Below are 14,753 nucleotides of genomic sequence, written 5' to 3' on the forward strand. Positions count from 1 at the left end.
ACCCGGGCACGGTCGAATCAGGAGTTGGCCGGGGCCTGCTCGCTCGCGGCCTCGGTCGCGGCTTCCGTCGCGGCGGCGGCCTCGGAGGCGTCGGCCGCGGCGGTGTCCGAACCGGCGAGCAGCTCCTTCTCCCACTCGGCCAGCGGCTCGTCCGACGCGACGCCCGGCTCCGGCTTGGCGTCGGCCGATGCGCCACCACGGCTCGAGCGCGCCATCAGGCCGGCGGCGGCGGCCTCGGCCACCACCTTGGTCAGCAGCGCGGCCGAGCGGATCGCGTCGTCGTTGCCCGGGATCGGGTAGTCGACCTCGTCCGGGTCGCAGTTGGTGTCGAGGATCGCGACGACCGGGATGTTGAGCTTCCGAGCCTCGCCGACGGCGATGTGCTCCTTCTTGGTGTCGACGATCCACACCGCGCTCGGCACCTTGGCCATGTCGCGGATACCGCCGAGGGTCTTCTCGAGCTTGTCCTTCTCGCGGGTCAGCGTGAGGATCTCGCGCTTGGTCAGCCCCTGGAAGCCACCGGTCTGCTCCTGAGCCTCGAGCTCCTTGAGGCGCAGGAGGCGCTTGTGCACGGTCTGGAAGTTGGTCAGCATGCCGCCGAGCCAGCGCTGGTTGACGTAGGGCATGCCCACGCGCGCGGCCTCGTTGGCGATCGCTTCCTGCGCCTGCTTCTTCGTGCCGACGAACATGATGGTGCCGCCGTGCGCGACGGTTTCCTTGATGAACTCGAACGCACGGTCGATGTACGTCAGCGTCTGCTGCAGGTCGATGATGTAGATGCCGTTGCGCTCGGTGAAGATGTAGCGCTTCATCTTCGGGTTCCACCGACGGGTCTGGTGCCCGAAGTGCACGCCGCTGTCGAGCAGCTGCTTCATGGTGACGACGGCCATTGCCGGAATCACACCTTCTCTGTGGTCGCGCACCCCCGCGGTTTTCGCCGCCGCGGACGTGCTTGTTCGGTTGTCGCTCGCGGCCGGGTGACCGCTCGCCCTGGTGCCGTGCCGGTGCCCGGACCCTGATGCTTTTCCTTCGAAGAACCCCAGGGACCGCCGAGCCCCGTGCGACCCTCCGTCCGGCGCTCCGCGGTGCGGAACCGGCCGGGGATGCGCGCACGAGCACGCGAAGTCAGCCCAGCTGGTGGGCTGCGCAAAAGATTCTACCTCCTGTCACCAGGGGTGGCCCCACCGGCAGCGTTCCCGGACCCGTCAGTTGTCCACAACTCGCTCGCCCTGTGGACAACTCCCCTTGTCGGCACCGTGCTCACCGGCCGTGGCCCCATCATGAAACCCGTGACGACGACTTCGTGTTCCTCTCCGCCGCGGCTGCGGTTTTCGATGGGGAGTGGTGTGGTTCGCGTGCCCCGGATCGGGCGGGGTGCTGGGCCGCCAGATTCCGCGAGCCGGCCGGGCCGGACCCCTCAGCCGACCCGGGGCGGCCGGCATCGGCGGCCCACCGAGCCGCTGGCGGCGCGCGTTGTGGCGCTCGTGCGCCGCGCGGCGTGGCGGCGGGCGCCGGGGTGGGCGAGGTTCGTGCTGGTGGCAGCGTTGGTGCTGGTGGTGGCGCTGCCGGGCGCGCCGGCCGGGCGCGCGCTGGCCGATCAGCTGCTGACGCCGGCGCCGAGCGGGACGGCTGGACCTCCTGTGTCCGGCGCACCCGCGGAACCGGCGGGACAGCAAGCGCCCGTGGCGCAACGGGGCCGGCTGGCGTGGCCGTTGACACCGCGGCCGAAGGTCACGCGGTACTTCGAGCCGCCGGCGACCGTGTACGGGCCGGGGCACCGGGGCGTCGACCTGGAGGCGGCCGTGGGACAGCAGGTGCTGGCCGCCGACGTGGGTGTGGTGGTGTTCTCGGGTGACGTCGGCGGGCACGGCGTGGTGGCGGTGGACCACGATGGCGGACTGCGGACGACGTACCTGCCGCTCACGCCGTCCGTCGCCGCCGGGGATCAGGTGTACCGGGGGCAGCCGCTGGGGACGGTGACGGCGGGCCATCCGGGCTGCCCGAGCGCGGCGTGCCTGCACTGGGGCGCGCGCCGGGGAGAGGAGTACATCGATCCGCTGGCCCTGACCGGCACGCCGAGCCGGGTGCGGCTGAAGCCGTGGGACGGGACGGGGTGAGGCGGCTCAGCTGGTGAGCTGCTCCGTGAGCTTGGCGCGCAGCCGCATCACGGCGCGGGTGTGGAGCTGGCTCACGCGCGACTCCGTGACGCCCAGGACCTTGCCGATCTCGGCCAGCGTGAGGCTTTCGAAGTAGTAGAGGCTGACCACGATCTTGTCGCGCTCGGTGAGCTGGGCGATGGCCTCCGCGAGCTGGCGGCGGTTGTCCTGGTCGACGAGGACCGCGACCGGGTCGACGGCGCCGTCGTCGGGGAGGGTGTCGACGAGGGAGCCGCTGTCCTTGCCGGCCGTGACGAGGTCCTCGAGCGCGACAACGCTGGTGAGCTGGAGCTGGCCGTAGAAGTCGCGCAGCTCGTCGACGCCGATGTTGAGCTCGCGGGCGAGCTCGGCGTCCGTGGGCGTGCGGTGCAGGCGCGCGCCCAGCCGTTCCAGCGCGCGCTCCGCCTCCTTCGCCTTGCTGCGCACGGCGCGGGGCACCCAGTCTTGCGAACGCAGATCGTCGAGGATGGCGCCGCGGATGCGCTGCATGGCGTAGGTCTCGAACCGCAGCCCGCGCGCGGGCTCGAACTTCTCGATGGCGTCGACGAGGCCGAAGATGCCGGACTGCACGAGGTCGCCGACGTCGACGTGCGTCGGCAGGCCCGTGCCGACGCGGCCCGCGACGTACTTCACCAGCGGCGCGTAGTGCAGCACGAGGCGGTCGCGCGAGGTCTGGTCCGCCTTGTCGGCGAACTGCTGCCACAACGCCTGGATGCCCGCGTCGACGTCGTGCCCGGGCCGGCCGTCTTCGCTGACGGCGTCCCGGTCGCCGGAGGCGCTCGCCCCGGCATCCGTGACTTGTGGCGTGGAGGTCATTGCACGGTGGTTCTCGGCATGCGGCTCAGTATGGTCTCCGTGCTCGTGCGGATGCGCGTGCGCCGGCGGCGCGGCCCGACGGTTTTCAGCCGAGCCGCCACCGGCCTCGTCAGGCCCGTGGATGTGCTCGGTCATGGATCGCCTTCAGCCGATCGACGGTCACGTGAGTGTAGAGCTGGGTCGTGGCAAGCGTAGCGTGACCGAGCAGTTCCTGAACGCTCCTGAGATCGGCACCTCCTTCCAGCAGATGGGTCGCGGCAGAGTGCCGGAGTCCGTGTGGCCCCATGTCGAGTGCTCCGGGCACCGCGGCCACCGCCTCGTGCACGACGCGGCGCGCCGCCCGCGGGTCGAGCCGATTGCCGCGAACGCCCAGGAAGAGGGCCTGTCCCGACTTCGCGCCGAGCAGTTCGGGACGCCCCGCGTCGAGCCACGCGGTGAGCGCGTCGGCCGCCGGGACGCCGAACGGCACCGTCCGCTCCTTGTCGCCCTTCCCGATCACCGACACGACACGCCGCTCGAAGTCGACGGCGCCGACATCCAGACCACACAGCTCCGAAACCCGGATGCCCGTCGCGTACAGCAGCTCGACAACAGCACGGTCACGCAGCGCGACCGGGTCTCGCTGCTCGGCTCCCGCTGCGGCCGCCTGCATCAACTGGCCGGCCTGCTCGGCCCGCAGCACACCCGGCAGCGTCCGGTGGGCTCGCGGCGCCGCGAGCCGGCCACCGGGGTCCGCCTTCAGCACGCCCTGACGATGGGCCCAAGCCGTGAAGGTTCTCGCCGCGGCGGCGCGCCGCGCCAGCGTGGTCCGGCCCGCACCGCCGCCGCGCTGCCCGGCGAGCCACGCGCGCAGGTGCCCGACGTTCAGCTCGGCGAGCGCGCGCGCCGGGCCGTCCTCCTCCGCCGCGGTCAGGAATGCCAGCAGCGAGACGACGTCGCCCACGTACGCGCGCACCGTGTGCGGCGACAGGCCGCGCTCGAGCGACAGATGCCGTTCGTAATCGGCCACCACGGCCCGCTCCGAAGCGGGCAACGCCTCGCGAAGTGCGCGGAAATCGGGACGCGGCGGGCTTTTCCGGTGCCCCGCGGGGCGCGCGGCTGTGTCCCGGCGGGCGCTCGCTGACGGCATGCCGATCACGCTGCGCGAACCACCGCCCGAGGTCAAGCATCGCCACGCCGTTCACCGCGCAGCCGAGCGCACGATCCGGCGCCACCCGGTGTCGCCGCGCACGGCGAAGCCGTCGATCTCCAGCTCGGGCAGCAGCGCGCGCACCCGGTCCACCGGCACGCCCGACTCGGTCGCGACCTGGTCCGCCCAGCGTCCGGCTCGCGGTACGAGCGCTTCGTAGACGCGCAGCGCTTCGGGGGCGAGGCCATCGGTGGGCCGCTTGGTCCGCGGGCGATCCTCCTCCGGTCTCGGCCCGAACCGGCCGACGGTCTCGACCACCTCCTCGACGGACGTGACCAGCGTGGCTTTGCAGTCGCGGATCAGCGCATGGCACCCGGCGGAGTTGCCGGACTGCACCGGGCCGGGCAGCGCCATGACGACCTTGCCGAGCGCGCCCGCGGTCGTGGCGGTGTTGCGCGCGCCGCTGCGGATGCCCGCCTCGATGACGACCGTGCCGTCCGTGAGCCCGGCGATGAGCCGGTTCCGGACCAGGAACCGGTGCCTCGCCGGCGGCGTGCCGGGCGCGTACTCGCTGATGACCGCGCCTCCGTTGCCCGCGATGCGTTTCAACAGGTCGACGTGGCCGGCCGGGTATGCGACGTCGACGGCGCACCCCAGCGCGGCGACGGTCACGCCGTCCGCGCTGAGCGCACCGCGGTGGGCCGCGCCGTCGATGCCCATCGCGGCTCCGGAGAACACGGGCACGCCCTGAACGGCCAGGCCGTGCGCGAGCTCCGCGGCGTTGTGCACGCCGTAGTTCGTCGCCATCCGCGCCCCGACGACGGCGACCGCACGATCGGCGGCCTCCACGAGGCTCGCCTCGCCACGCACCCACAACGCGAGCGGCGCGGCGACGTTCTCGACCCCTCGCCCGCTCGCGACGGCCAGCGACAGCAACGGCCAGGCCGGCCACTCGTGGTCCTCGGGCACCACCAGCCGCGCCCCGGTTTTCGCCGCTGCTTCGAGGTCCTCCTCGGCTTTGTCCACTTCACGGCGCGCCGCGGTCTCGCGCCGGACCTTCTCCGGGCAGTCGCCACTGCGCACCCGCGCCGCCGCCTCCACCGGCCCCCGCTCCCCCACGAACGCGACCAACGCAGCCGCCGGCGGCTCGGCGACACGCACCAGGTAAGCCCGAGCGAGGCGCTCTTCGTCTGTCGCGGTGGCCGGCTGCTGCTCCGCGGGCAGAAGCGTCATGCCGCACCTCCCGGTCTGAGCACCGACAACCGCCGCGGCTCGAGGCAGGCGCGCACCCGAGCGGGGTCGCGCACGGGCGGATCGGGGCGCTTCGGGACGAGCCGCAGGTGGCGTTTCGCGGATCGCGTGGCGGTTGCTGGCGTGGGGCTTTTCACGGGGTTTCCTTTCGTACGTGGGTCATTGCGGCGGTCCTTTCACGGAAACGGGAAATGGCAGGGACAGCTGGGGCCGCGCTTGGTCTGCGGAGGCCGGGCAATGCGGAGCCGGTGGCCGGCGCGACGACGCCACAGCGGTCGAGCGGGCTGGTTTTTGCCGGAGAAGCCCCATCCGCAGACCGACCGCAGCCGGTGAGCGGCGCGGCGCCGCTGAGGAGGAGCTCACGCGCCGGACGATGTGGAACGCGGCGCAGCACGAGGTGATCGGGCCTCGGGAGTTCCGGGCGAAGTCGCGGCGCGCGTAACTTTCGCAGTCCTGCCCGGCAGCGGCGGCCGTTGAGTGCCTGGCGGGTGGCCCCGCCGCGCTGGGCGCCGATACGGCCGTAGCTCGATGGTCATGCAGCGGACCGTCCGTGGAAATCCAGCGCCGCGGACACGACATCGGCATCGGCATCGGCGAGACCCCAGGCGAAGCGCCACGGCCCACCGCGCGGGGCGGTTGTGCCGAGCGACAGACGGGCTCCCGACGTAGGCACCGGTGACGCCCGGTCGGCGCAGATCACCGCGAACGCGGCGACGCAGCCGCACAGGAGCCTGCCCAGGCGCTCACCGAAGTGGACGGTGTCGAAGCGGGCGAGCGTCGGGCGCTGGACCGGACCTTCCCGACCGGCACAGCAGCCCAGCACCGGTCGCGGCGATCAGCACCCACACGAACCCCGCGAGTGCCAGCGAACCGCCTGCGAGACCCAGGGCGGCCGGGATGGCCAGGCCCGGCACGACCGTCACCAGCGCTCACCGCGGTCTGCGGCGAAGCCCGCGAGGGACCCGACGAGGACTTGGGGCTCACGCGGCGGACCGTTCGCGGAAGTCCAGGGCGGCGGAGACGTGGTCCGGTGTCGGGTGGGCGACTCCGGCGAGGTCGGCGAGGGTCCAGGCGATGCGGAGGCAGCGGTCAGCGCCGCGGGCGGTGAGGAGGCCGCGGTGGAGGGCTCGGTCGAGGAGGGCGGTGGTTGCCGATGGCAAAGCGAATTCACGGCGGAGGGTGGGGCCGGGGACGTCGGAGTTGGCGCGCCAGCCGTGGGTGCGGAAGCGGTGGGCGGCGCGGTCGCGCGCGGCGAGGACGCGGGTGCGGACCACCTCCGACGACTCGGGCGCCGTGGACTGGTGGGCGGAGATCGCGGTGAGCGGGCGGAGGCGCACGCGGAGGTCGACGCGGTCGAGCAGCGGGCCCGACAGCCGGCCGAGGTAGCGGCGGCGGACGACCGGGGAGCAGATGCAGTCCGTTTCCCGGGCGGGAGCGCAGGGGCACGGGTTCGTCGCGAGGATGAGCTGGAACCGGGCCGGGTACTGCACAGAGCCTTTCGCTCGGGCGATGCGGACCTCGCCTTCTTCGAGAACGGTGCGCAGCGAATCGAGACGGTGGCCGGTGAACTCGCAGACCTCGTCGAGGAACAGGACGCCGCGGTGGGCACGGCTGATGGCGCCGGGCACGGCGATGCCCGTACCACCCCCGATGAGGGCAGCAGTGGAGATCGAGTGGTGAGGCGCGACGAACGGCGGCACGGTCACCAGCGGCGACGCTTTCGACAGCGAGCCTTCGACGGAGTGGATGGCGGTGACCTGCAGGGATTCGTCCGGGGAGAGGGGTGGGAGCAGGCCGGGGAGGCGTTTGGCCAGCATGGTCTTGCCGACGCCCGGTGGGCCGGTCAGCAGGAGGTGGTGGCCGCCCGCGGCGGCGACTTCGAGGGCCCAGCGGGCTTCGGGCTGGCCGACGACGTCGGCGAGGTCGGGGACGTCGGGTGCGGCAGCGGTGGTCGGCTCGGGGCTGGGTTCGAGGTCGCCTTCGTCCTTGAGCCACGCGACGAGGTCGGTGAGTCGCGAGACGCCCGAGACTTCGATGCCGTCGACGAGGGCGGCTTCGAAGAGGGACTCCGTGGGGACGAGGGCGCGTTCGTAACCGGCGGCGCGGGCGGCGAGCAGGCCGGGCAGCACACCGCGGACGGGCCGGATGCGGCCGTCGAGGGCGAGTTCGCCGAGCAGGACGGTGCGCAGCAGCTTGGTGGCCGGGACGGCGCCGTTCGCGGCGAGGACGGCGGCGGCGATCCCTAGGTCGTAGCCGGAGCCGACCTTGGGCAGGTTGGCGGGCGACAAGCCAAGGGTGACCTTGCCGTCGGGCCAGGGCTGGCCGGAGTTGCGGACGGCCGAGCGCACGCGATCCTTCGCCTCACGCAGGCCGGCGTCCGGCAGGCCGACGAGGGTGACACGGCTGAGCCCGCCGCCGAGGTCGGCTTCGATCTCGATCACGCGGCCTTCGATGCCAAGCAGTGCCACGGACCAGGCTTTGGCGATCGGCATCAGAACACCTCCGCAAGGCGCCCAAAGCAGAAGGCACCCGACTGCGCGCGGACGTGGAAGCCGGGCGCCGCGGTGAGCCGCTTCGCGCCACGCCTCACCACACCTCCGCAATGCTCTGAAGCGTGCGATAGCAGCAGGCAGACGACCGCGCGCGGACTTCGAGGTCGAACGCTGCGGTCAACCACTTCGCGACGGACCTCAGAGCAACCCCGCGTGGTGCCGAAACGTGCGGCGGCAGCAGGCAGCCACCGCATGCGGGCGTCGACATCCGACACGAACCATTTCGGGCCGGGCATCAGAACCCCTCCGCAAGTCGCCCGAAGCACAAGGCACCCGAGTGGGCGCGGACGTGGAAGCCGGGCGCCGCGGTGAGCCGCTTCGTGAGAGCCATCAGAACGCTCCCGCGATGTGGTGGACCTCGGGGTGCGCGCCGGCCGGGGCGAGGACCGTGACGACGTCATAGCGGGTGCGGCACCAGCCGACGCGGTGGGCCTGCAGCCAGCGCTGCGCGGCGCGCCGGATGCGGTCGATCTTCTCGTCCGTGACGGATTCCTTGGGCGTGCCGAAGCCGGTGCCCGTGCGGGTTTTGACCTCACAGAAGACGACCTTGTCGCCGTCCGACAGGACGAGGTCGAGTTCACCCTCGCGGCACAGCCAGTTGCGGCTGAGCACCACGAGGCCGGCGCTCTGCAGGTGCCGGGCCGCCAGGTCCTCGCCCCAGCGGCCGACCGCGCGGCGCCACAGCGCGCCCGGGTTCGGGCCGTCGTTCATCGCTCCCCCTCGGCCGCACCGCCGCCGGCCCGTCGCCGGCTGTCACGGTGCGTGTGCGAACAACCTTCGCAGAGTGACGGAGGTCGTGACCAGGGGCGAAGTGGCGGGCTGTGGACAAGTGGGGTGCTGTGGATCGTTGACGCGGAGAGCGAAGGGAACGCAGCGGAAATGTCGGTGGTGGGTGCTACCGCGCCCGGCACCAACCCCGGATAGCCCGAACGCCACCCCGGCAGGACCGAGGTGGCGTTCGACGAGAACGGGAGAAGCGTCAGCCGCTGAAGGGACCGTCTTCCGGGAGGCGCAGGTCGGGCTTGTCGAGTTCCTCGACGTTGACGTCCTTGAACGTGATGACCCGCACGTGCTTCACGAACCGGGCCGGGCGGTACATGTCCCAGACCCAGGCGTCGGACATGCGCACTTCGAAGTACACCTCACCGCCGCCGTCCCGCACTTGCACGTCGACGGCGTTGGCGAGGTAGAACCGCCGCTCGGTCTCCACCACGTACGAGAACTGGCCGACGATGTCGCGGTACTCGCGGTACAGCGAGAGCTCCATCTCGGTCTCGTACTTCTCGAGATCCTCAGCGCTCATGAAATCCGCGCCCCTCCTCGCGATCGTCCGGCTGCTCCGGCGGCGGAGCGTTCATTCTTACCCACCGAGCGGGCCAGGGCACGGACCGGCACGCTCGGGTTCTCTTCGGAAACACCCTCGAGAACGTCCTCGACCGCACCTTCGGCCAAGGCGTTCTCCAGAGCAGCGTAGGTGAGCACGACCGGATGCGGTGGAGTGAGTCCGTGCGCGAGGGCCGCGGTGGCCACGTTCGTGTAAGACCACCGGTGCACCGCGCTCGGCCCGTGCTCGGCGAGGGCCGCCAGGTGGTCACTGGTGCTGTAGCCCTTGTGCACGTCGAAGCCGTAGTCCGGCAGCTCCTCGTGCAGGCCGGCCATGATCCGGTCACGCGTCACCTTCGCGAGCACCGACGCCGCGGCGATGCTGGCGACGCTGCGGTCACCCTTGATGACCGCGACGTTCGGCGCCGGGATGCCGGGCACTCGGAAGCCGTCGGTGAGCACGTACCCCGGGTGTTCGCGCAGCGCCGCGACCGCGCGCCGCATCCCCTCGAGGTTCATCACCCGGATGCCGAGCAAGTCGACTTGTTCGGACGGGATCACGATCACCGCGTAGTCGAGTGCGCGCTTCAGCACCAGGTCGTAGACGCGATCGCGGGCTTTGGCCGTGAGCATCTTCGAGTCCGTGAGCTCCGGCAGCCGCGCGCCGTCGCCGGGGCGCAGCACGCACGAAGCGACCACGAGCGGGCCCGCGCACGCACCGGCGCCGGCCTCGTCGACGCCCGCGACGGGCCCCAGGCCACGACGTTCGAGGGCACCCTGCAAGCCCCAGAAGAGCTCGCCGCGCACGACGGCGCGCGGCGGCCGCAGGGGTTCGGCCGGGATTCGGGGAACGGGAACGGTCACAGCTGCACTCAACCTTTTCGCAGAGCGTGCCGTCTGACGGAGCTTCTCAGGCGAGGCACCCTAACGTCTCCGGCCGGCCGCCTTGCGCAGCCGTGCCTTGAAACGCCGGCCGAGGAACAGCGTGGGCACGGCCGAGGCGAACCCGAGACCGAGGGGGATGCTCTCCTGCCACGCCGGGGCCCCGAGGGCCACCGGCTGGGCGTCGGCCTGCGGGTTGTGGTCCGACACGCCACCCCACCGGCTCGGCGGGAAGACGATGATGCGGGCCTTGCCGATCACATCGCTCACGGGCACGGCGCCGTTGGCACCGCCCTGGCCCTGGTAGCGGGAGTCGGCGGAGTTGTTGCGGTTGTCGCCCATCACCCACAGGGTGCCCTGCGGCACCTTGACCGGCGCGAACGAGTCCTGCACCGCGTGGTCGGGGTTTTCCCAGTGGATGTACGGCTCGTCGAGCGCCTTGCCGTCGACGATCACGCGGTTCTGCGGATCGCAGCACGACACGGTCTGGCCGCCGACGGCGATCACCCGCTTGACGAAGTCGCGCTCGTCCGGCGGCGCGAAGCCCACCAGGGAACCCAAGCCGCGCAGGCCGCGGACGACGATGTTGCTGGACTCCTGCGGGGCGATCTCGTTCTCGGTCCAGGCCGGCGGGCCCTTGAACACGACGACGTCGCCCGGCGAAGGGTCGGTGAAGTCGTACGTGACGCGGTCGACCAGAATCCGGTCGCCTGTGCAGCCGGGGCAGCCGTGAAGCGTGGCCTCCATCGACCCCGAGGGGATCATGAAGACCTTCGCCAGAAAGGCCTGGATCAGGATCGTGAGCACCAGGGCGATCGCGATCAGGATCGGCAGTTCCTTCCAGAACGACCGCTTCTTCTGAGGCTTGCCCCGCCGGTGGGAGCCCCGACGCTGCTCGGAACGAGTCTCTTCCGAGCCGTCGGGGTCATCCTCAGCGGCGTTCTGGGGCACGGGTTCGACCACGTCGCCAGGCTACCGGGAACCGCCCTGCCACTCAGGAGGCAGAGGTGGTCTCGCGGCTGTCGCGGCGCTCCTTGATCTTCGCCTTCTTGCCGCGCAGGTCGCGCAGGTAGTACAGCTTGGCGCGCCGCACGTCACCGCGCTTGAAGACCTCGATCTGGGCGACGTTCGGCGAGTGCACCGGGAAGGTGCGCTCGACGCCCACGCCGAACGAGACCTTGCGGACGGTGAAGGTCTCCCGCACGCCACCGCCCTGCCGGCGGATGACGACGCCCTGGAAGACCTGGTTGCGCTCGCGGTTGCCCTCGATGACGCGGACGTGGACCTTGAGCGTGTCGCCCGGGCGGAAATCCGGGATGTCGGAACGCAGTGACTGCGCGTCCAGCGCGTCCAGGGTGTTCATCGTGGTCCGTCCTCGTCGATTCGTATTGCTTGCGTACTTCTCCCCAGGGCGCACAGGCGCGCAGCAGTGCTGCTTGCGACCACACCAGGGGCTGATGGCGGGCTCGTGAACGAGGCGGTCCACTCACGCCAACCTGTCGATTATGGCAGAGGCGCACGTGCTCGCTTCGCACGGGGTCTAGCCGGGGTTCTCGCCGAGCCGGTCGAGGACCTCGTGATCTCGTCGGTCGAGACTACCTTCCGGCAACTTGGCCAGGAGATCCGGGCGGCGCCGGGCGGTGCGCTCCAGCGCCTGGTCGCGCCGCCAGCGGTCGACGAGCGCGTGGTTGCCGGAGCGCAGCACGTCCGGCACCGCCAGGTCGCGCCACACCTCCGGACGGGTGTAGCTGGGGCCTTCGAGCAGCCCATCGGAGAACGAGTCCTCGGCCGCCGAGCGCGCGTTGCCGAGCACCCCCGGCAGCAGCCGGACGACGGCCTCGACGATCACCAGCACCGCTGCTTCACCGCCGACGAGCACGTAGTCGCCGATCGACACCTCGTCGACGGGCATCCGCCGCGCGGCGTCGTCGACCACGCGCTGGTCGATGCCCTCGTAGCGGCCGCACGCGAAGACCAGGTGCTGTTCCTCGGCGTACGCGTGGGCCATGGCCTGCGTGAACGGGCGGCCGGCGGGCGTCGGGACCACGAGCCGGGTCTCCGGGCGGCACACCTCGTCGAGGGCCGGGCCCCAGATCTGGGGCTTCATGACCATGCCGGGACCACCGCCGTAGGGTGCGTCGTCGACGGCGCGGTGGACGTCGTGGGTCCAGTCGCGCAGGTCGTGGACACCGACCTCGATGAGGCCGCGGTCGATGGCCCGGCCCAGCAGCGCGGCGCGCAGCGGATCGAGGTACTCGGGGAAGATCGTGACGACGTCGATGCGCATCTAGGCGTCCAGCAGACCTTCGGGCGGGTCCAGCACGACGCGGCCGCCCGCCACGTCGACGGTGGGCACGATCGCCTTGACGAATGGAACGAGCACGTCGCGACCGTCGACGTCCAGTTCGAGCAGCTCGCCCGCCGGAGAGTGGACGACCTCGGCCACCTTGCCGACCACGGTGCCGTCGGCGAGCTCGGCGCGCAGGCCCGCCAGCTCGTGGTCGTAGAACTCGTCCGGGTCGGCCGTGGGCGGCAGCGAACCGGTGTCGATGAGCAGGAGCGCGCCGCGCAGGGTCTCGGCGACGTCGCGGGTCAGCACCTGCTCGAAACGCACCAGCAGCCGCCCGCTGTGTTCGCGGGCGGCTGCCACGGTGAGATCCCTCTTGCTGCCGTCGCGCAGCTTCGTCGTGACGACCGCACCGACGGCGAACCGCTCTTCCGGCGAGTCCGTGCGCACGTCCACGGCGAGTTCGCCGCGGATGCCGTGCGCCTTCGCGATGCGGCCGACTACGACGTCCATCCTGACCGTCCGGGTTTCCGGTGCGGGTCAGCGATCGGTGTCGACGACGTCCACGCGGACGCCGCGGCCACCGATGCCACCCATCACGGTGCGCAGGGCGGTCGCCGTGCGGCCGCCCCGGCCGATCACCTTGCCGAGGTCGTCGGGGTGCACGTGCACCTCGAGCGTGCGGCCACGGCGCGTGGTCAGCAGCTCGACCCGGACCTCGTCCGGGTTGTCGACGATCCCGCGCACCAGGTGCTCGAGGGAGTCAGCGAGAAAACTCACTCGGACTTCTCGCCCTCAGCGGCTTCGGCCTTGTCGGCCTCGGCCTTCTTCGGGGCGGACTTCTTCTTCGGCGTGGTCGCCTCGGCGACCGGCTCCTCGCCGGCCGCGGCCAGCGCCGCGTTGAACAGGTCCTGCTTGGACGGCTTCGGCTCGGCCACCTTCAGGGTGCCCTCGGCGCCGGGCAGGCCCTTGAACTTCTGCCAGTCGCCGGTGATCTCGAGCAGGCGCTGGACCGGCTCGGTCGGCTGGGCGCCGACGGACAGCCAGTGCTGGGCGCGCTCGGAGTCGACCTGGATCAGGCTCGGCTCTTCCTTCGGGTGGTACTTGCCGATCGTCTCGATGGCCTTGCCGTCCCGGCGGGTGCGCGCGTCGGCGACGATGATGCGGTAGTACGGCGCACGGATCTTGCCGAGGCGCTGCAGCTTGATCTTGACGGCCACGGGTGTGGGTACTCCTCGTTGCTCTCTGGTGCAGGTGGGCGCACGTCGGCCGCGTGGGGACACGGTCTCGGGCACCCGAAGGTCAGGAGCTCCCGAACGGTGAGAGGGTCCGGACGGAAGCGGGCAAGCGAACATTCTGCCAGACGGGCCCGAAGTCCCTGAACAGGGCCTCAGAAGGAAGCGATTCCGAGTGCACCGAGCAGGATCGCGGCCGACGGCAGGAAGTTGTTCATCGAGTGTGCCACGACGCTGCCGGCGAGCCGCCCCGTCGCGAAGCGGGCCAAGCCGATGGGCACGGCGATGACCAGCAGCAGCGTCGTGCGCAGGGGTTCGAGGTGGCTCGCGGCGAACACGGCCGTGGACAGCAGGAACGCCGCCACCCGGCCCCAGCGCTCGGTGCGCCACTGCAGCCGCTCCACGGCGCCCCAGAGCAGGCCGCGGTAGATGATCTCCTCGCAGATCGGCCCGACGAGCCAGAGGTAGACGAACGTCACGACCGCCGCCGGCACCGACATCTTCCGGTCGTCCACGAGCGCGCTGATCGTCGACGTCGCGTTGGCCGAGCCCACGACCTCGGTCCACACGTACGCGCTCAGTGACGTGAGGACCAGCCCGAGCAGCCCGAACTTCAAGCCCACCTTGACGTCGGCCCAGCGCCACTGCAGCCGCAGATCGAGCTTGGGACCGTTGCCTCGCACGACCGTGGCCAGCAGCGCCACCCCCGCGGCGATCATCGCGGGCAGCATCGTGCCGAGCAGCACCGTGCGGATCGGCAGCGGCTGCCCCGGCGGCGGATCGCCCAGCACGGCGCTCACGAACGCCGCGGACGCGATGAGGACGGCCTCCACGAGCAGGAAGGCGCCGAACCCCCAGCGGTGCGGCGGGAACTGCGGCGGGGCGCTCACCAAGTCCTCCGGACTGATCGGCGTGGCACCCGGGAGGTTCTCCCGGGGCTGCGAAGTGGTCACGCCGCCCCTCCGGTGATCGCTCGGCTCACCGACCGAGCCTAACCGTCGAGAGGACTTCGCACAGTACTCGATCGATCACCGATGATGCTGCGCTGTTGATGACCAATCCGCCCCGGTCACGGCGGACACGCCCCGCCAAACACCGCACGTGTCCGCCTACTTGGGTCGG

Annotated in this window: 16 protein-coding genes; 1 reads left to right on the forward strand and 15 read right to left on the reverse strand. The window is 71.5% G+C overall.

What is annotated here, in order from left to right; translation table 11 throughout:
• Positions 1–17: 17 nt before the first annotated feature.
• The gene (gene rpsB / locus I6J71_RS34415) at positions 18–890 is read right to left on the reverse strand and encodes a 30S ribosomal protein S2 (RefSeq protein WP_204090661.1); all 873 of its coding nucleotides are present in this window, start codon (positions 888–890) and stop codon (positions 18–20) included.
• Between the two features lie 654 nt (positions 891–1,544).
• Between rpsB and I6J71_RS49230 the strand changes: the two genes are divergently transcribed.
• Complete coding sequence (locus I6J71_RS49230) at positions 1,545–2,117, forward strand: M23 family metallopeptidase (protein WP_370542241.1); 573 nt, start codon at positions 1,545–1,547, stop codon at positions 2,115–2,117.
• Positions 2,118–2,123: 6 nt separating this feature from the next.
• Here I6J71_RS49230 and I6J71_RS34425 read toward each other — a convergent pair whose 3' ends face one another.
• The 14 genes from I6J71_RS34425 to I6J71_RS34490 form a co-directional block, all read right to left on the reverse strand.
• On the reverse strand, positions 2,124–2,972 hold the full coding sequence (locus I6J71_RS34425; RefSeq protein ID WP_370542011.1) for a FliA/WhiG family RNA polymerase sigma factor: 849 nt from the start codon (positions 2,970–2,972) through the stop codon (positions 2,124–2,126).
• 109 nt (positions 2,973–3,081) lie between these two features.
• Positions 3,082–4,101 (reverse strand): tyrosine recombinase XerC, encoded by a 1,020-nt coding sequence (locus tag I6J71_RS34430; RefSeq protein WP_204090664.1) that lies wholly within the window; start codon positions 4,099–4,101, stop codon positions 3,082–3,084.
• A gap of 51 nt (positions 4,102–4,152) precedes the next feature.
• On the reverse strand, positions 4,153–5,334 hold the full coding sequence (gene dprA / locus I6J71_RS34435; protein ID WP_204090665.1) for a DNA-processing protein DprA: 1,182 nt from the start codon (positions 5,332–5,334) through the stop codon (positions 4,153–4,155).
• Positions 5,335–6,332: 998 nt separating this feature from the next.
• Positions 6,333–7,844 (reverse strand): YifB family Mg chelatase-like AAA ATPase, encoded by a 1,512-nt coding sequence (locus I6J71_RS34440; protein ID WP_204090666.1) that lies wholly within the window; start codon positions 7,842–7,844, stop codon positions 6,333–6,335.
• Between the two features lie 390 nt (positions 7,845–8,234).
• A complete protein-coding gene (locus I6J71_RS34445) occupies positions 8,235–8,615 on the reverse strand; it encodes a YraN family protein (protein ID WP_204090667.1) in 381 nt (126 codons plus the stop codon).
• Positions 8,616–8,883: 268 nt separating this feature from the next.
• Positions 8,884–9,207: a DUF2469 domain-containing protein gene (locus I6J71_RS34450; RefSeq protein WP_003096226.1), complete on the reverse strand. Its 324-nt coding sequence runs from the start codon at positions 9,205–9,207 to the stop codon at positions 8,884–8,886.
• Positions 9,204–10,091: a ribonuclease HII gene (locus tag I6J71_RS34455; RefSeq protein WP_239154081.1), complete on the reverse strand. Its 888-nt coding sequence runs from the start codon at positions 10,089–10,091 to the stop codon at positions 9,204–9,206. Before I6J71_RS34455 ends, I6J71_RS34450 begins: the two co-directional genes overlap by 4 nt.
• A 60-nt stretch (positions 10,092–10,151) precedes the next feature.
• On the reverse strand, positions 10,152–11,072 hold the full coding sequence (gene lepB / locus I6J71_RS34460) for a signal peptidase I (RefSeq protein WP_204090668.1): 921 nt from the start codon (positions 11,070–11,072) through the stop codon (positions 10,152–10,154).
• A 31-nt stretch (positions 11,073–11,103) separates the two neighbouring features.
• The gene (rplS, locus tag I6J71_RS34465) at positions 11,104–11,472 is read right to left on the reverse strand and encodes a 50S ribosomal protein L19 (protein WP_204090669.1); all 369 of its coding nucleotides are present in this window, start codon (positions 11,470–11,472) and stop codon (positions 11,104–11,106) included.
• A gap of 177 nt (positions 11,473–11,649) precedes the next feature.
• The gene (trmD, locus tag I6J71_RS34470; RefSeq protein ID WP_204090670.1) at positions 11,650–12,396 is read right to left on the reverse strand and encodes a tRNA (guanosine(37)-N1)-methyltransferase TrmD; all 747 of its coding nucleotides are present in this window, start codon (positions 12,394–12,396) and stop codon (positions 11,650–11,652) included.
• On the reverse strand, positions 12,397–12,909 hold the full coding sequence (gene rimM, locus I6J71_RS34475) for a ribosome maturation factor RimM (protein ID WP_204090671.1): 513 nt from the start codon (positions 12,907–12,909) through the stop codon (positions 12,397–12,399).
• 27 nt (positions 12,910–12,936) lie between these two features.
• Positions 12,937–13,176, reverse strand: coding sequence for an RNA-binding protein (locus I6J71_RS34480; RefSeq protein ID WP_003103110.1), 240 nt, complete (start codon positions 13,174–13,176; stop codon positions 12,937–12,939).
• Positions 13,173–13,616 (reverse strand): 30S ribosomal protein S16, encoded by a 444-nt coding sequence (gene rpsP / locus I6J71_RS34485; RefSeq protein ID WP_204090672.1) that lies wholly within the window; start codon positions 13,614–13,616, stop codon positions 13,173–13,175. Before rpsP ends, I6J71_RS34480 begins: the two co-directional genes overlap by 4 nt.
• A 170-nt stretch (positions 13,617–13,786) precedes the next feature.
• On the reverse strand, positions 13,787–14,584 hold the full coding sequence (locus I6J71_RS34490; protein ID WP_204090673.1) for a CPBP family intramembrane glutamic endopeptidase: 798 nt from the start codon (positions 14,582–14,584) through the stop codon (positions 13,787–13,789).
• Positions 14,585–14,753: the final 169 nt, after the last annotated feature.

It is taken from the genome of Amycolatopsis sp. FDAARGOS 1241 (genome assembly GCF_016889705.1).
Lineage (GTDB): Bacteria > Actinomycetota > Actinomycetes > Mycobacteriales > Pseudonocardiaceae > Amycolatopsis.

Excerpts from the sequence above, each read along its gene's own strand:
- rpsB (WP_204090661.1), bottom strand. The coding sequence starts at position 890 with ATGGCCGTCGTCACCATGAAGCAGCTGCTCGACAGCGGCGTGCACTTC.
- I6J71_RS34425 (WP_370542011.1), bottom strand. The coding sequence starts at position 2,972 with ATGACCTCCACGCCACAAGTCACGGATGCCGGGGCGAGCGCCTCCGGC.
- I6J71_RS34430 (WP_204090664.1), bottom strand. The coding sequence starts at position 4,101 with ATGCCGTCAGCGAGCGCCCGCCGGGACACAGCCGCGCGCCCCGCGGGG.
- dprA (WP_204090665.1), bottom strand. The coding sequence starts at position 5,334 with ATGACGCTTCTGCCCGCGGAGCAGCAGCCGGCCACCGCGACAGACGAA.
- I6J71_RS34440 (WP_204090666.1), bottom strand. The coding sequence starts at position 7,844 with ATGCCGATCGCCAAAGCCTGGTCCGTGGCACTGCTTGGCATCGAAGGC.
- I6J71_RS34445 (WP_204090667.1), bottom strand. The coding sequence starts at position 8,615 with ATGAACGACGGCCCGAACCCGGGCGCGCTGTGGCGCCGCGCGGTCGGC.
- I6J71_RS34450 (WP_003096226.1), bottom strand. The coding sequence starts at position 9,207 with ATGAGCGCTGAGGATCTCGAGAAGTACGAGACCGAGATGGAGCTCTCG.
- rplS (WP_204090669.1), bottom strand. The coding sequence starts at position 11,472 with ATGAACACCCTGGACGCGCTGGACGCGCAGTCACTGCGTTCCGACATC.
- trmD (WP_204090670.1), bottom strand. The coding sequence starts at position 12,396 with ATGCGCATCGACGTCGTCACGATCTTCCCCGAGTACCTCGATCCGCTG.
- rimM (WP_204090671.1), bottom strand. The coding sequence starts at position 12,909 with ATGGACGTCGTAGTCGGCCGCATCGCGAAGGCGCACGGCATCCGCGGC.